Source organism: Bythopirellula polymerisocia (genome assembly GCF_007860015.1).
GTDB classification, from domain to species: Bacteria; Planctomycetota; Planctomycetia; order Pirellulales; family Lacipirellulaceae; genus Bythopirellula; species Bythopirellula polymerisocia.
In genome coordinates, this window is record NZ_SJPS01000001.1 from 943,803 (window position 1) to 960,227 (window position 16,425).

General features: G+C 53.3%; 10 protein-coding genes and 5 tRNA genes. All 15 read right to left on the reverse strand.

Translation table 11 applies throughout. The features are described 5' to 3' along the window. Positions 1-10 precede the first annotated feature (10 nt). A complete protein-coding gene (rpoB, locus tag Pla144_RS03690) occupies positions 11-3,727 on the reverse strand; it encodes a DNA-directed RNA polymerase subunit beta (RefSeq protein ID WP_146447949.1) in 3,717 nt (1,238 codons plus the stop codon). A 278-nt stretch (positions 3,728-4,005) separates the two neighbouring features. Then, positions 4,006-4,416 (reverse strand): 50S ribosomal protein L7/L12, encoded by a 411-nt coding sequence (gene rplL / locus Pla144_RS03695; protein WP_146447950.1) that lies wholly within the window; start codon positions 4,414-4,416, stop codon positions 4,006-4,008. A gap of 115 nt (positions 4,417-4,531) precedes the next feature. After that, a complete protein-coding gene (gene rplJ / locus Pla144_RS03700) occupies positions 4,532-5,047 on the reverse strand; it encodes a 50S ribosomal protein L10 (RefSeq protein ID WP_146447951.1) in 516 nt (171 codons plus the stop codon). Between the two features lie 66 nt (positions 5,048-5,113). After that, a complete protein-coding gene (gene rplA, locus Pla144_RS03705; protein WP_146447952.1) occupies positions 5,114-5,791 on the reverse strand; it encodes a 50S ribosomal protein L1 in 678 nt (225 codons plus the stop codon). Between the two features lie 54 nt (positions 5,792-5,845). After that, positions 5,846-6,271: a 50S ribosomal protein L11 gene (rplK, locus tag Pla144_RS03710; RefSeq protein ID WP_146447953.1), complete on the reverse strand. Its 426-nt coding sequence runs from the start codon at positions 6,269-6,271 to the stop codon at positions 5,846-5,848. A 46-nt stretch (positions 6,272-6,317) separates the two neighbouring features. Next, a complete protein-coding gene (gene nusG / locus Pla144_RS03715; RefSeq protein ID WP_231936147.1) occupies positions 6,318-7,112 on the reverse strand; it encodes a transcription termination/antitermination protein NusG in 795 nt (264 codons plus the stop codon). 54 nt (positions 7,113-7,166) lie between these two features. Then, complete coding sequence (gene secE, locus Pla144_RS03720) at positions 7,167-7,559, reverse strand: preprotein translocase subunit SecE (protein WP_231936149.1); 393 nt, start codon at positions 7,557-7,559, stop codon at positions 7,167-7,169. Positions 7,560-7,656: 97 nt separating this feature from the next. Further along, a tRNA-Trp gene (locus tag Pla144_RS03725) sits at positions 7,657-7,729 on the reverse strand. Between the two features lie 98 nt (positions 7,730-7,827). Continuing rightward, a complete protein-coding gene (gene tuf / locus Pla144_RS03730; RefSeq protein ID WP_146447954.1) occupies positions 7,828-9,027 on the reverse strand; it encodes an elongation factor Tu in 1,200 nt (399 codons plus the stop codon). 90 nt (positions 9,028-9,117) lie between these two features. Then, positions 9,118-9,190, reverse strand: a tRNA-Thr gene (locus tag Pla144_RS03735). Positions 9,191-9,323: 133 nt separating this feature from the next. After that, a tRNA-Gly gene (locus Pla144_RS03740) sits at positions 9,324-9,394 on the reverse strand. Between the two features lie 98 nt (positions 9,395-9,492). Next, positions 9,493-9,574, reverse strand: a tRNA-Tyr gene (locus Pla144_RS03745). 148 nt (positions 9,575-9,722) lie between these two features. Next, positions 9,723-9,795: transfer RNA gene (locus tag Pla144_RS03750), tRNA-Thr, on the reverse strand. 182 nt (positions 9,796-9,977) lie between these two features. Next, positions 9,978-14,342 carry a beta strand repeat-containing protein gene (locus tag Pla144_RS03755; protein ID WP_146447955.1) on the reverse strand — a complete coding sequence of 1,455 codons (4,365 nt, stop codon included), beginning with the start codon at positions 14,340-14,342 and terminating at the stop codon, positions 9,978-9,980. Between the two features lie 582 nt (positions 14,343-14,924). After that, complete coding sequence (locus Pla144_RS03760; protein ID WP_146447956.1) at positions 14,925-16,415, reverse strand: hypothetical protein; 1,491 nt, start codon at positions 16,413-16,415, stop codon at positions 14,925-14,927. Positions 16,416-16,425: the final 10 nt, after the last annotated feature.

The window sequence follows — 16,425 nt, forward strand, 5'->3', positions numbered from 1 at the left end:
CAACTCTTTCCTACAACTGCTGACGTTTTTCCAATTGCATATTGAGACCAAGTCCTCGGATCTCGTTGGTTAACACATCAAAACTCGCCGGGGTGCCGGCTTGCAAGGTGTTTTCACCTTTGACCATCGATTCGTAAATCTTCGTTCGGCCTTCGACGTCGTCGCTCTTGACGGTGAGCAGTTCCTGCAGGATGTAAGCCGCTCCATAGGCCTCAAGAGCCCACACTTCCATTTCGCCGAATCGCTGTCCACCGAAGCGAGCCTTACCACCCAGCGGCTGCTGTGTGATGAGCGAGTAGGGTCCTGTGCTACGGGCATGCACCTTGTCGTCCACCAAGTGATGGAGCTTGAGCATGTAGATATAACCGACAGTGGTCTCTTGCTCGAATCGTTCACCCGAGCGACCATCAAACAGCTTGGTCTTGCCGTGGCGTGGCAGGCCAGCTTCCTGAAGACAATCGTTAATCTGCTCTTCGGTCGCTCCATCGAACACAGGAGTAACAGCGCGGAAGCCTAATTTAGCCCCCGCCCAACCGAGATGTGTCTCCAAAATCTGGCCCACATTCATACGGCTCGGCACACCCAACGGGTTTAACATGATCTGAATCGGTGTACCGTCTTCCAGGAAGGGCATATCTTCGATCGGCAGAATCTTTGAGATCACACCCTTGTTCCCATGGCGACCGGCCATCTTATCACCGACGGAGATCACCCGTTTCGTGGCGATGTATACCTTCACCATTTGCAGCACACCGCTTCGGAGTTCATCACCTCGCTTCATCGAGTTGAGTTTGCGATCACGCTCATCAATGGCTTCCTCGACTGCAGGCCACATGGTCTTGTAAACCTTCTCGACATCCTTAAGCCGCTGCGGACTGCGAATCTCTATCGCATCCAGCCGGAAGCGGTTGGCCAGATCAGCAATGAATTGCGGCTCTTGATTGTGAATCTGCTCGTTGCCTTCCTCATCGGTGAGCTTCTTTTGCAGGATCTTCTCGATCTCCTCTACCATCTCGATGAACTTGGCGGCGATCGCCTCATTCCCTTCCTTTTCGGCAGACTTGAGCGATTTCTCAAACAACTTGCGTTCTTCCTCAGCGAGACTCATTCTGCGAGAAAACTTCTGAGTATCGATTACGATTCCTTCAATGCCGGATGAGACCTCCAGCGAATCGTTCTTCACATCTTCACCAGCTCGACCGAAGATTGCGTGTAGGAGTTTTTCCTCAGGAGTCAGCTCAGTCTTGGACTTCGGCGATACCTTACCAACAAGAATATCGCCAGGTTCTACATAGGTACCGATTTGCACGATGCCGTTCTCGTCGAGATTGCGGAGTGCTTTCTCACTGACATTCGGAATATCACGAGTAAACTCTTCGCGGCCGAGCTTTGTTTCGCGAATTTCAACATCGAACTCCTCGATATGAATCGAAGTATAAGTATCGTTGCGAACCAGTTCTTCGCTGATGATGATCGCGTCTTCGAAGTTGTAGCCTTCGTAAGACATGAAGGCGACAAGTACGTTTCGACCCAGAGCCAACTCGCCCTTAAACGTCGCGGCACCATCAGCAATGACGTCACCTTTTTCCACTTTATCGCCAACAAGAACTAAAGGCTTCTGGTTTTGACACGTCCGCTCATTGAGCCCAACGAATTTACGCATGTGATGAACTTCAGGGCCAATCTCGATGCGATCGGCATCGACATAGGTGACCGAGCCCTTGTGTCCCGCTCGCACAAGCATACCAGAGTGGCGAGCCACATCGTTCTCCAAGCCGGTGCCGACGATCGGCGGATCAGCTAGCAAGAGCGGCACAGCTTGGCGCTGCATGTTGGAACCCATCAACGCACGGTTGGCGTCATCGTGTTCCAGGAAGGGAATCAAACCAGCCGAGACACCAATCATTTGGCTTGGAGCCACGTCCGTGTATTCGATCTTATCGATGGGCACGAGAACAAAGTCGGATTTGTACCGAGCCACCACCGTGTCACCCTGAATCATGCCGTCTTTGACAGGTACGTCAGCCGAGGCCACATAGGCGTCAGATTCCTGATCTGCTCTGAGCCAGACGACTTCATCCGTGAGCTTGCCACTCTTTACTTTTCGGTAGGGAGTAATCAAGAACCCGTACTCGTCTACCGAGGCATACATCGCCAGACTGGAAATCAAACCAATGTTAGTACCTTCCGGTGTTTCAATCGGACAAATACGGCCATAGTGAGAAATATGTACGTCGCGCACTTCGAAACCGGCACGTTTGCGATTCAAACCACCTGGACCTAACGCCGAAAGGCGTCGCTCGTGAGTCAGCATCGAAAGCGGATTAGTCTGGTCGACTACCTGCGAGAGTTCTCCGCGTCCGAAGAAATAATCGATTGCCGCTGAGATGCTCTTGGGATTAATCAGGCTCCGCGGTGTGATGTCATCGGCGTCTTTGAGGCTCATCCGCTCTTGCACAGTGCGACGTAGCTTAAGAAACCCTTTGCGGATTTCGTCGCAAGCGAGTTCGTCAATGGTCCGTAGACGTCGATTGCCCAGGTGGTCAATATCGTCGATCTCGGCCGATTTATCCCCACCCGTCAGACCCAACAAGTATTGGATCGCCGCCAATAAGTCTTCAGGACGAAGCACCATATCGCTCTCGGGAACGTTGATTCCAAGCTTCCGATTCATGCGGAATCGGCCCACGCGACCCAAGCGATAGCGATTGGAATCAAAGAACTTCTCAGTAAATAGTTGGCGAGCCTTTTCTAGTTGCGGCGGATTGCCTGGTCGCAAGCGTTGATAGATTCTTAAGAGGGCTTCCTCGTGGCTGGACGTATTATCGTCAGCCATCGCATTCAAGAGATGCGGGGAGCTCGGCAGTGCCATCACCTCGACGCTCTTCACGCCCGAAGTGCAAATCACCTCCGCAATATTCTTGGTGATCCGCTGGCAGCCTTCGATGATGATTTCGCCAGCTCGTTCACTTCCCACAGGGTAAATAATGTCACCTACGGCAATCTGACCTTCAATCTTGGCAGCACTACGACCATCTACAATCTTTTGCTTGGTGGTCTCATAAAACTTCTTCAGGATTTCAGCATCAAGACTGAGCTCTGGGCTCATGGCACGCAGAAGCGTCACGGCCGAGAACTTCCCGCTCTGGTCGATCCGCACCGTGATACTGTCTTTCTTGGTGGTATTAAGCTCAATCCAGCTACCACGCTCAGGAATCACTCTGCAACTATGAAGACGGCGATCACCTGCATCTAATTCCGAGACGAAATCAATACCAGGGCTGCGATGCAACTGGCTCACTACGACCCGTTCAGCCCCATTGATGATAAATTCACCTCCGCCGAGCATGATGGGTAAGTCGCCCAAATAAACTTCTTCTTCGACGGGCTGATCTTTCACCAAACGGAGCCAGATTCGGAACGGACGCCCATAGGTTAGGCGCAATTGCCGACACTCGGCAGGTTCGTAGCGAGGCTTGCCGAGATCGTAGCGGAGATACTCCAGACGAATTGTCTTGTCGTAACTCTCGATCGGAAAGATTTCGCGCAGCACACTTTCCAGGCCATCGTCTTTGCGCACAATCGTAGAAGTTCCGTCGTATTGCAGGAACCGCGCGTAAGATTCTGTCTGAATTTTGGTGAGGTCAGGGATGTCGTAGCCGATGCGGGCACTGCCAAAGGCGCGGACGGAATCGGTCTGCAAGCGTCGTTGGGCCGGGACTGCCATAGGGCGGGCTGCTCCGATATCACGAGTGACTATGAAACCAGCGTCAATTACCCACCACACCACCGACGAGCGGTAGGTGGGTCAAATGACGCCGAGCAAAACCAAGGGAACCGCATTGCGGCGCTTTTAGGCAGAAGCAGTAACGGACAACTTTATGTGTCATTGCTACCAGTTCATCCTTTGGTACCAGGAATTCTTTATGGGGAATTCGCGCAGAACGAACTGCCCAAGGTTCACCCGCTAGGAGATAAGCCTGGGCAATTCTCAATGCGAACGAATTATTTGATCGCAACGGTTGCGCCAGCGCCTTCCAACTCGGTCTTGACCTTCTCGGCATCTTCCTTGGAAACGCCTTCTTTGACCTTGCTGGGTGCGGCTTCGACCAGATCCTTGGCCTCCTTGAGGCCTAGCCCGGTCGCACTGCGCACTACTTTGATAACGGCAATCTTGTTGCCGCCAACAGCTTCGAGAACGACGTCGAATTCGGTCTTCTCTTCGGCTGCGGCCGCACCGCCACCACCATCACCAGCGGCTGCCATAACCACGCCACCACCGGAAGCGGGCTCAATGCCATAGGTGTCCTTCAAGTAGTCGCTCAATTCCTTGGCTTCTTTTAGGGTTAGTGCGACAATCTTGTCGCCCATTTCTTTGGTCGCTGCAGAAAATTCTGCTACTGCTGCATCACTCATTTCAATCTATCCTTTCTCGCTATAGGGGGCCCGTCGGCCCAAAAAATTCGCTGACTTGTTGTGAACGGTAAAAACTGTCGGGGAGATTGGGATCGCGTCAAACGCTCGACGAAACCTACTCCTCACTCTTCTGCTTGATCTGACTGGCTAGCTTCGCACCTGGACTGAGAAGCTGGGCGGATAGTGTTGCACCTGGACTCAGGATTTGACCCATCAAAATACTGAGCTGTTCCTCGCGACTTGGCCATTTACTGACGCTTTTTACGTCGTCGGCGGTCAACTTCGCTCCATCCATCACACCCCCCTTGGGGGCAAATGGCTTGAATTTGGCATCCTCTGCCAGGCGCGTAACTTCCTTGGCCAGAGAGACGACATCTTCGCCCCCCCAAACCATCGCCAATGTCCCTTCGGAACCCTCAAAGGCCGGAGCCAACGAGGTACCTTCCGTGGCCCGGCGGGCAAGGCTGTTTTTGACTACGAGCAAATGCATATTCTTCTGCCGAAGTTGCTTCCGTAGTTCAACATTGCTATTCGCTTCCATGCCCACGACGTCAACCAACAATGCATCCGTGACGCCGTCGAAACGGCTCTTCAATTCGTCGGTGATTAAGTTCTTTACATACTTGCTCATGGCACTTCGACTTATCTTTTATCTTGGAAAGGCTATATGGCGGGGGAGCGGTGAACGGGATTGAACCTAAACTGCTATTGGCACGCTGGGGCTCATCGTACCGCTAATGTGCGCGGACCTTACATAGGTCCCTTTTGACGATGAGGGCTTCAGATTTAGTATCGTATTGACGAAGGCTTGAATATTGTCGACTAGTTTCTCTGCCTCGAAGTCCAGCTTACCAACGATAGCTTGGACGTTGCCGCCCTTGTCGTTGCGAAACTCGACCTTACCCGCTTTGTACTCACCAATCGTTTTGGCAACATCAGGGGTCACCGTTCCGGCACGCGGCGAAGGCATCAAACCTCTCGGACCTAAAACCCGCCCTAGGGGACCAACGACTTTCATCATGTCAGGCGTAGCGATGCAGACATCGAAGTCCGTCCAGCCACCAAGGATCTTTTTGGCCAACTCATCGTCACCCACTTCGTCAGCTCCGGCCTCACGAGCTGCATCCGCTGCTGGGCCCTTGGCAAAGACGATGACTCGCTGAACCTTGCCAATACCGTGAGGCAAGACGATCGAACCCCGAACGATCTGATCGGCCTGGGTATGATCGACTCCTAACCGCATGGCGATCTCTACGGATTGCACGAACTTGGTGCCATCGAATTTCTTCAGGGCATCCACAGCTTCTGCGATGGGCAACGCCGTCTGAGGACGTTTTTCGATTAGGCTTTTCATTCGTTTTGCTAGTTTTGGCATAATTAATTTCGCTTAAATTGGTTTGGAACCGCCCGCTTAAGCGGGCTGGGCCGGTTAACCTTCTACTTCAAGACCCATACTGCGGGCTGTGCCGGCAATCATCTGGACGGCACTATCCAAGTCGCTAGCGTTCAGGTCATTCATTTTTGTGTTAGCAATCTCTTCCATCTGGGCACGAGTCACTTTGCCCACCTTGATCTTGTGAGGCACACCCGACCCCTTGGCCAATCCAACAGCCTTCTTGAGCAAAACCGCAGCTGGCGGACTTTTGGTAATAAAATCAAAGGAGCGGTCGTTGTAGACATTGACCACCACTGGAATCATCATTCCACCGGCTTCTCTGGTCTTGTCATTGAATGCCTGGACGAACTGGCCCAAATTCACGCCATACTTACCCAAAGAAGTACCAACCGGGGGAGCAGGGGTCGCCTGACCACCAGGAATTTGAAATTTGGCGGTGCCTACTAATTGTTTTGCCATGATTTACTCGTTTAGGTTCTTACTGCTCGCTGAAGCGATCAGTCCGCTATATGTTTTCTACTTGCCAGTATTCCAGTTCGACAGGAGTACTGCGGCCGAAAATGTTGATCATCACGTTGATTCGACCGTTCTGTTCGTCGATGGTATTTACATCTCCCTCGAAACTCTCGAACGTTCCATCTTTGATCTTTACCCGATCGCCAATCTTGAAGTTGATGTTCAGTTTTGGAGACTCTTCGACTTCTTCCTCATCCTTGGTGATGATACGGGCCACTTCGTGAGGCAGCATGGGAGATGGCTTCCCGGCTGAACCAGTGAAATCGCCAATCCCAGCGGTCTCGCGAACTGCAAACCAAGTGTCATCATTGATGCACATATGCACAACGATGTAGCCCGGATAGAGCTTCCGCTCGACAACCTTTTTCTTACCCCCTTTAAACTCCGTGACTTTCTCGGTGGGAACCACTACTTCGCCGAAGTAGCGATCCAATCCCTCGATGGCTATCTTCCGCTGAAGTGCTTCGGCAATAGAACGCTCTCGATTGCTTTGCACCTTGAGAATATACCAATCCATAACGACTGGACCCGTGTCAGGCTTCTTCGGCAGCAAGGCCCGCTTTATCGGGTCGAGTTCTTCTTCGGGCTCCTTCTTAGGTGGGCTCTTGATAACAGCGGGCTCTTCAACTTCGTCAACTTCTGGCTCATCAACTTCAGTCTGCTCCGAGGAGGCGTCTTCTATCTCTTGCTCTTCGTCATCTGTGGCCGTAGCCGTATCCTGGGCTTCGAGGGTCTCTTCCTCGGCTAGCTGAGAGTCAGTGAGTTTTTCGTTTTCATCGCTCACGCGAATTCCCCTGAAGCTGTATAGAACTACGACCGCCATGGTCGATTCATGCAGTTAAAAAATCAAACCAGCGATGGTTCTCAAAATCGCGTCGTACATAAATAAGAGCCCCGCCAAAAAGAAGATCACCGCGATTACCACCATCGAAGCCCGCCACAACTCGCTGCGGCCAGGCCACGACACCTTATTCATTTCCGCTTCTACGGAGATCAAAAAATCTGCAAATTTCGGCAGATTGACAATTCGAAAGCTGATCCACGAACCAACAGCCAAGACCACCAACGGGATCACGTATCGACCCATGTTGTCGATGGATGCCGAGTTGAGCTTCCAAGCCGCGGCGGCAAACGCCAGCGCAATGGCCGCAAAAGTGACCTGCCGGGCGATCCTGCCCTGGCTCCGCTTGTAACGCGAAGCGTTGAACATTCCTGAGATTAACTCTGCCACTTTAGATTTCCCAACGAGCTGCGAGCCTTACGAACCACGAGCCATTACAAATACGACCCACGACTAGTTAAACTCGAAACTTACGACTTCCTGTATGCAGGGGCGGCGGGAATCGAACTCGCAACCCCCGGTTTTGGAGACCGGTGCTCTGCCAATTGAGCTACACCCCTATGCGGGAGAGTGGGTAGGTGAGTATGTGAGTAAGTAGCAATATCGTTAGGATATCATCAAGCTACCTAGTCACCTACTCACCTACTCACTTACTCACCTATTCTAAAATTTTTGTTACCACGCCGGAGCCTACCGTCTTGCCACCTTCACGGATGGCGAAACGCACTCCGTCGTCCATGGCGATCGGCTTGCCCAACTCGACACTGATTCGCACATTGTCGCCCGGCATACACATCTCAACATCACCGACCAAGTTGGCTGCCCCGGTGACATCCGTCGTCCGGAAGTAGAACTGTGGTCGGTAACCGCTGAAGAACGGCGTGTGACGACCCCCTTCTTCTTTGCTCAAGACATAAACTTCAGCCTCGAACTTAGTGTGAGGAGTAATACTTCCTGGCTTGGCCAACACCTGACCACGCTGGATGTCTTCTCGCTTCACACCACGAAGCAGGCAGCCGACATTGTCGCCAGCCATCCCGTGATCCATCGTCTTGTTGAATGCCTCGACGCCGGTGCAGGTCGTCTTCGTGGGAGCAGCGGTCAAACCGATGATCTCGACTTCTTCACCAACCTTGACCATCCCACGCTCGATACGACCCGTAGCAACCGTTCCACGACCTTCGATCGAGAATACGTCTTCGATGGCCATCAGGAATGGCTTGTCGGTTTCACGAACTGGCTCGGGAATATAAGCATCAATTGCTTCCATCAACTCCGTGATGCACTTGGATGCCTCAGGGTCGGCTGGATTGTCATAGGCAGCCTTTGCGGCACCCTTGACTACAGGGACCTCGTCGCCAGGGAAACCGTACATCGTCAGCAATTCGCGGACTTCCAATTCAACCAACTCAAGCAATTCCTCGTCGTCGACAAGATCGCACTTGTTGAGGAACACCACAATCCGTGGCACGCCCACCTGACGAGCCAACAGAATGTGCTCACGAGTTTGAGGCATCGGGCCGTCGGCGGCCGACACGACCAGGATCGCACCGTCCATCTGGGCGGCACCAGTGATCATATTCTTAATAAAGTCAGCATGGCCCGGACAATCGATGTGGGCATAGTGACGATTCGGAGTTTCATATTCGACGTGCGAAACGGCAATTGTCACCGTTTTTGTTTCGTCGCGGACAGTACCCCCCTTGGCGATATCGGCATAGGACTTCGTCTTAGCGAGCCCCTTGGCCGCCTGAACTGCCAGGATGGCTCCTGTCGTGGTTGTCTTGCCGTGATCGATGTGACCGATCGTACCAACGTTCACATGGGGCTTGGTACGTGCAAATGTATCCTTAGCCATTTTTCTCCCTAACTAAAATACTAGGTCGTTTGTTTCTAGGACAAAAAAGGTGTTGCTAACCAACCCTTACGCAAAAAATTACTTACACAAAGCTGCTGATGAGACTCGAACTCATGACCTCTTCCTTACCAAGGAAGTGCTCTACCAACTGAGCTACAGCAGCGGTTTTGAGCTATTGGCTATTAGCCGTTAGCTATTAGCCATTTGCCGTTAGCTCAGTTGAACCTTCGTTTCTAGGTCTCCAAATTTATTTTTATCCAAAATCTAATCACCAACAGCTAATAGCTCTATTTCAAAGCGGGTGAAGGGAATCGAACCCTCGTCATCAGCTTGGAAGGCTGTTGCTCTACCATTGAGCTACACCCGCCCAAGGCAAATCCCAATGCTCGAATGACCAATGACCAACAAACTTTCGGTTTATCATTTGGTCATTGGTCATTGGGGCCTTGGTCATTTCCTTCAAAATGGGGAGTGCAGGATTCGAACCTGCGAAGGCAGAGCCAGCAGATTTACAGTCTGCCCCGTTTGACCGCTTCGGTAACTCCCCCGATCTGCCAACTACTAGCCCACCAACTGCACCTATCTACTACTGAAACTTTGCCACATCGCCTGAACAACGCAGTTCAAACCGGAGACTCGTCACCCCGCTTCTAACCACCCACAAACCACAATCCCACACGCCAACCAACTGTACGAGCTAGCGGAGGGAATTGAACCCACAACCTGCTGATTACAAATCAGCTGCTCTGCCAATTGAGCTACGCTAGCCTGGCTTGGTGAAACTTTCGCGAATCAACTAATATAGCCGGGCTGAAATGCCTGACAAGCCGACAAGGGCGAATTTCGCGCCAAAAGTCCCCTCTCGGGACATCTCCCCCCTAGTTCCAGGGAATTAGACACCTAAGAGCCCCGGCAAGGTTCCCCCAAATTGACATTTTCCGGGAAATTGGTTAGCGACGTCGGCCGACCAAGAGGCACGTTCCGGTGAAAAGACCGAAGCAAAGCCCCATTGAGACAGGCTCAGGAACAGCTGAAGCCGCAGCAGTCAGCGGCGCGCCATAGTTTGCCTGCCAGTCTGTCAGGTCTCCCGCACTCAACGGGGCCGGTGATCCTCCGCGCTGCCAAATCAAGAAGTCGCGGCCATCGACGTCGCCATCGAAATCGAAATCGCCTGGGAGGGCAGCCGCGATGCGGAGTACCGCGCTGGTTACGTTGTAATCCACGACCGCAGTCAGCCCCGCGCCCAAGCCCGTAATATCGATTAGGTCGAACGTGCCCGAGATATTCAGGCCAGTCATAAACGCGAATGTGTTGCCCAAAGCGGGCGCGAAGCCGAAATCGACGTCGAGCACGCCGTCGATTAGGGCCGTACCATTGACGCTGAGCCGGTCGAACTCGTTGAGACCCGTGCCGTTGACGTCGAGATTGTAAGTAGAAGAATTGCGGAGGTCGAGGTCCTGCACGGTGGCGGTGCCGTCACTGCTGGCGACGCCTATGTTGATCTGCCCTTCGTTGATAACTACAGTTGAGACGACCGCACCATCGTTGAGCTGTAAATTATTATTGCCCGCGGAATTTGTGAGCGAGCCGGGCCCGGAAATCGAGGCCCCATTGGTTACGATGACATCTCCGGTAGTCTCCAGGTCAGCATTGAGAATAGTCTGCGAAGCCGTGTCAAAGGCCCAGACGGCGGCCCCCGTCATCACAACCTGACTATCGGCGTTCACAGTGAGATCGCCGTCGAAGGTGTGAGTAAAGTTGGACTGGAAGGTACCGCCGTTAAGGTTTAGATCGCCGGTGTTCTCAAAGACAAGTTCGCGACCGACGACTTCAAAAGTACGGCCAGCGTCAACATTGGCATCGCCGCCGAAAGGGTCGGCGGTGTTGAAGTTTTGAAGCCGCAGGTTGCCGGTTTGCGCCTGAAGAATGCCGGCCTCTGCGCCCGTGCCGTCAAGATCGGTCAGGGCGTTGTTGATGTTAAGCGTACCACCCTGGGCAAGAATGCTATTGTCGTTTGTGACGCGGCTGGTGACGGTGCCGTTGCCGCGCAGGTTGCGAACGTCGAGAGTGATCAGGCCGGTCCCCTGGAGTGTACCGTTGTCGAGACTAATGCCGTTGGAGGTCACGGAGCTAGCCAGGCTGGTGTCGAGCTGAAGCGTGCCGCTGTTGGCGCGGAGGGTACCCATATCGGTGATGGAACCGTTGACTTCGAGGGTGCCGCCATTGGCGATGAGTTCGGCACTGCCGCCGAACGTGATATCCGTGTTGATAATACCATTACCACGCAATGCGATGTCGTTATCGGCACGGAGTACACCGTTGGCGTTACCGCTAATAGTGCCGCCACTGATTGTGTTTGGGTCGCCAATCGTACCGCCACTGAGGCGGAGTCCTTCATCAGCGCCGCCGCCCGTGAGGTTCACCGTGCCGCCGATGTCCAGGCGGGCATCCACACGGCCGTCACCCACGACGTTCAGCGTCCCGTTCATGTTTAAGTCGGACCCGGTCAGGAAAGTGTTGACCGAGAAGTTGCCGTTGTAGTTGATGATGCCGGTAGGGATGACTGTCCATTCTGCGTTTGCGTTATCAAGGTTTATAGCAAGAGTCGCGGTGTCGGAAATGTTCAGTTCGCTAGTCGATGCCGGTAAGACCGTAGTGAACCCATAATCCTCGACCGTCGCGGCATTGATTGTCAGATTTGCATTGATGTCATTGTCGCCAGCAGTGAGCAATACGAGACCACCGTTACCGGACAACGCACCGTCCAGAGCGACAGTACCGCCAGTCATATTGAGGGTGGTAGCCTCCGCGAAGTCGGCCCCGACGATGCGCAAAGTACCCTGCCCGGTGAACTCGGCGTTGTTACCGCCAGCATTGGAGAGGAAGAGGGTGTTTGCGTTGGTGATATTGAGGGTAGCGCCGGCAGCGACATTGACGTCCGCATCTGAGTTGAACGTGACAGGAGCGCCGATATTCAGTGTGCCGGAATTGATGTTGACGTCGGCATTGAGCGTTTCGAGATCGTCGCCAATGAGAACACGGTCACCGAAGAGGTTGCCGCCACCGTTGGAGTTGATTGCGCCATCCATGAACCATTCGTTGGCTGCGTTGTTAACATTAATAGTACCGCCAGTAAAGTTCATCGCTAGGTCGAAAACTTCGGCACCAGCGGTTTCAATAGTCGTGACGTTGAGGTCCAGGCTACCGCCGGGGGCGAGAGTGACATTGCCACCGTCGAGGTCGATAGTAGTTACATTAATCGCCGAAGTTCCGGTGACGGTCAGTCCAGAGTGTAACAGGTCGCTGCCTGCGACACCGGAAACGTCGCCACCATTGAGGGTGAGCAGGGTGTTGACGTCGGCAACTCCATTGACGGTATTGATATTTAGCACCGCACCTTCGTTGAGAGTGGTGGCAGTGTTAATGTCGCCCATAGCACCGGTGATGTTGATGATGCCGCCGCTGTCGACGACCAACGCGGAGCCGGAAAGCAGAGCGGGCGTACCCGCGGCTGCCGTGTCGTTGAGTGTGAGGACGCCTGCAGCTCCCAGGTTCCATGTGCCGTCGGCGACGGTGACCTGAAGTGTGCCGGCATCGTTGACAGTTATGGGGTTGTTGTTGAAAGTGTCGTTGCCAACGTCGATGTTGGTGACGTTGAGTGTGAGCGAGCCAGTGGTATTGATTACGGTGTTGCCCTGATCCCAGTCGTAGGTGGCGACAGAAATTACAGTGTCGCCGGTGACAGTAGAGTTGCCATTCTGAGTGATGCGCCCAGTGCCAAGGACGCTCGCGGGGCCTATCCAAGTAGTCGCGCCGTTGAGAGTGAGTGTGCCGTTGACCGTGACGTTGGTGTTATTGAGGAACGTCTGAGTGCCATCGAGTTGAGCAGTTGCCCCGGCGTCAACAACGAGATTGGCACCCGCGACAAACTCGGTGTCGGCGTTGGCGTCGAAGGTGCCGGCATTGACGTTGAGCGTGCCATTGAGTTGCATCCGCGAGCCGTTGAGGGTCGAGGTCCCTGGGCCGTTAACATCGAAGCTATCACCGCTGCCGAAGGTCCATTCGCCGTCGGCTACAGTAACATCCAACTCGCCTCCGTTCATGGCGATCCCCCCGTCGTAGGAGTCGTTGCCGTCAAAGCTAGTGAGGTCCAGGTCTAGATTGCCGAGAGAGTTGATGGTGGTGAGGTTGGTCGCGCCTCCGCCGCCATCCCAGTTAAAGTCGGCATCGTCGATATTGACGATCGAGTTGACGATCAATTCGGTGTTGGTATTGCCGATCTGGAAGTCGACGCCGGCTCCGATAGTGGTCGTCGAATCGAACTGAATTTTTCCCTGGGTGAGATTGATGATTCCCCCAGTGGCAGTGAAGGCGGCCGTGTCAATGATGAGGTGATCGGCTGTGTTGTCGAGATTAATGTCGCCGCCGGACATTGTGATGAGCTGGCCAGTGAGGGTGGCGGGGCCAGCGGTCTGGCCGACGAGGAACCCGGCTTGAGTATTGACATTCATCGTGCCGGCGAACTCCCAGGCCAAGGACGAGTCGAACGTCGACTTACGACTGAGGTTGATCGTGTCGTTGAAAGTGTCGGCCATCATCACATCGAGGTCGAGCGTACCGGCAGGAAGCAGGTTGACGATATTGGGCGTGCCGTTGTCGAAATCCACCCGAGCGTCGGTGTCGGCCGCAGTGATCTGAAGAGTTGCGGCTTGATCAGTGAGAAGACCTATGCCGTCGAAGGTATAGCCCGCATTGAGGATGCCCGTTCCGGACATGTTTAGTAGTGTCGTGTTCGCACCGACGGACTGATCGAGTTGGATGTTGCCATAGCCGGTAAGTGTGCCGGCGAGGTCAAATACACCGTTGTCGACCTGGAGCCTTCCGCCGAGCATTAGCACCGTGGCGCCTGCATTGAGGTCAAGCGTGTTCGTATCAAAAGAGATGAAGGTCTGGGTCGCACGGGGTTTGATCAGCAGGGTCGAGCCCGCGCCTGTGATTGTGGTAGCGGTGGAGACAAAAGTATTAAACTCGCCCGTATCCAGATCGTTGCCGTTGATGATTGTCAGCGAGTTCATCGAGTCGTTGACATCCATCGTGGTGCGCGTCCCCTCGGTGCCGATGATGTTGCCTAGAGTTACGTCGTCGCCAACCAGCGGCACGCCCGGAGGGGTCCAGTTATTGGCAGTGTTCCAGGTGCTGTTGCTGGCGGAGTTCCACGATTTGGCAACCGCGTGGACGGATTTCTCATCTTCGACACACACGCCTAGAATGACAATTGCGGCCAAGAACAAGCGGACTGGATTTAAGCGAGACATTTCAAAAGTCCTCCAAGTGGGCGTCTCCGTGCAGGCCAAGGAGACGCAAGTTTCGTATCAATTGAGAAGAACTGGTGCAAATAGTTTTTTAGTTCCAAGTCGCCTTCCTAGAGACGTTCGCAGCAGCAATTCTTAAAAGCAAAGCAATAACGAGAGGCATAGTCTTTCAAGATAAATGCGTGGATAGTTTCAAGCGCAGAAAACTCGGATCTATTACCCGGAAAAATGAGATCGTAAGCCAGCAGTAAGAAAACGGCCTGAAAAAGGGCCACCAATATAATGGCTTGGAACATGAACTCTCCCCCCGGTCGGTTCACTTTACTGCCGAGAACAAAATAACAAGGTCGCAATCGATGGCGAATCCTTGTCCAACGTGTTAAGCGGCGTGCTCTAAAGTTGAAAAATGAGCAGGCGGTTCCGAATGTAACCCGGATCTAACACAATGCAAGAAAAAAACTTATCGTTTTGAGATGCGTATGCTGGGGAGAATAGGAAATAAGAAGAGTTCTTGATTTCAATCGCTGCTATTATTAAAGTCACTTATGCAGTGTGGTTTTAAAACACTATATGCATTGATCGCAATTAACTGCGAAACGATTGTATCTTAAGGCGTTGAAATGCCCTGCGTTTAGGTGATAATCTCATGCGCACAAAAGATACAACAGAGATCATCAGGAGCGCGCAAGTGCTGGGTTCCGGCACGGCAGCCTGCGCAGCTACCAATGGCACACCACTGCCATACTGCCGCTGCCAGATAAGAAAATCACGACCATCGACGTCGCTGTCGTCGTCGGCGTCGCCTTGCATATGGGTGCTACCTGTGGCGTAATTCGCTTGCCAGCGATTGAGATCATCGCCATCCACGTCCCCATCCTCTTCGAAGTCGCCGGCGAGCGGGGCGATGAATTGATAGGCGATTGTCTGCGGAGTAGAAATATCGAGCCAATTAAATCCTGAAGGGAGAGGGGGCAGATTAATCTGGGAAAAATTCCCGGTGATCGTGCCGGCGGTGTCTACGAGTGTGAAAACATCTCCATTCGTGGGAAAGTAGCCGGGAAGGAATGAGACGTTCAATTTTGTACTTCCAGGGGTGATCATGAACACATTGGCAGGATCGGTAGAAAACAATTGATCGTACTCCAGGCCGGGGGTCGTGCCGCAGAGTTCCAAATTCAATTGACCGAAAAAGCTGATCTCATAGGTCCCCTCCAGCGGAACTTGAGCAGTCCCGCCTGGATCGCCAGGCGAATGGATATTCGTAATGTTGACATTCTTCATTGTTCCGGAGCCACCCACAGGACCATTGAAATTCATGCGCACACTCACAGAGGCACCCTCGACTCGCCCGTTGTTGATAAAGGTGCCCGGTCCATTCACGCGGGAGGAACTGACGTTGCCGGCCGCTGTGCGGCGGAGAACATGGCCAGAACCAAGCGTCGCAGTAAAGCCAGCGGCGATGTTGAAGTCCGCGCCTAGAAGCGAGTCGAGGACAATTTCTCCAGTGCCGCTGATTTCCACGTTGTCATCCACACCCAAGCGACTGGAGACCGTGATCGTATTATTATTGACCAAGAATGTGCCGCCTAGGTTGAGCAGATTATTGCCGGTCAAAACCTCAATAGGAGCGTTGCTGATAACATCTTCTAGGCGTGCGGCGTTCCCGCTAGCAACTAACTTTCCGCCGCTGGCGGCTTCCAATCGTCCACCATGAATAACCGAACTTCCCTGGAGATGAATCACACCACCGTTGGCCAGAAGAACGCCATTCGTATCGTTTTGAGTAATTGTCGAGCCGAGGACGCCAATCGTGGCACCAGCGTCGGCACGGATCGTGCTATTGTTGGTTTTCGCGTAACCATTCATGAGCAACTCAGTGCCGCCGCTGAGAGGCTCAGCAATGATGAGACCATCATTGACGATTGCGCCTTGAATTTGCCCAACGCCGCGGATCGTTTGATTCGGTCCAAAAGTACCGACTGTACTTGCATGTGAGGTGATCGTCGCTCCAAGCCCTGGAGAATTCATAATGACTTCGCCTGTCCCATCAAGCGTGCCCGTTTCTTCGAACTTCAATTGCAAGCCA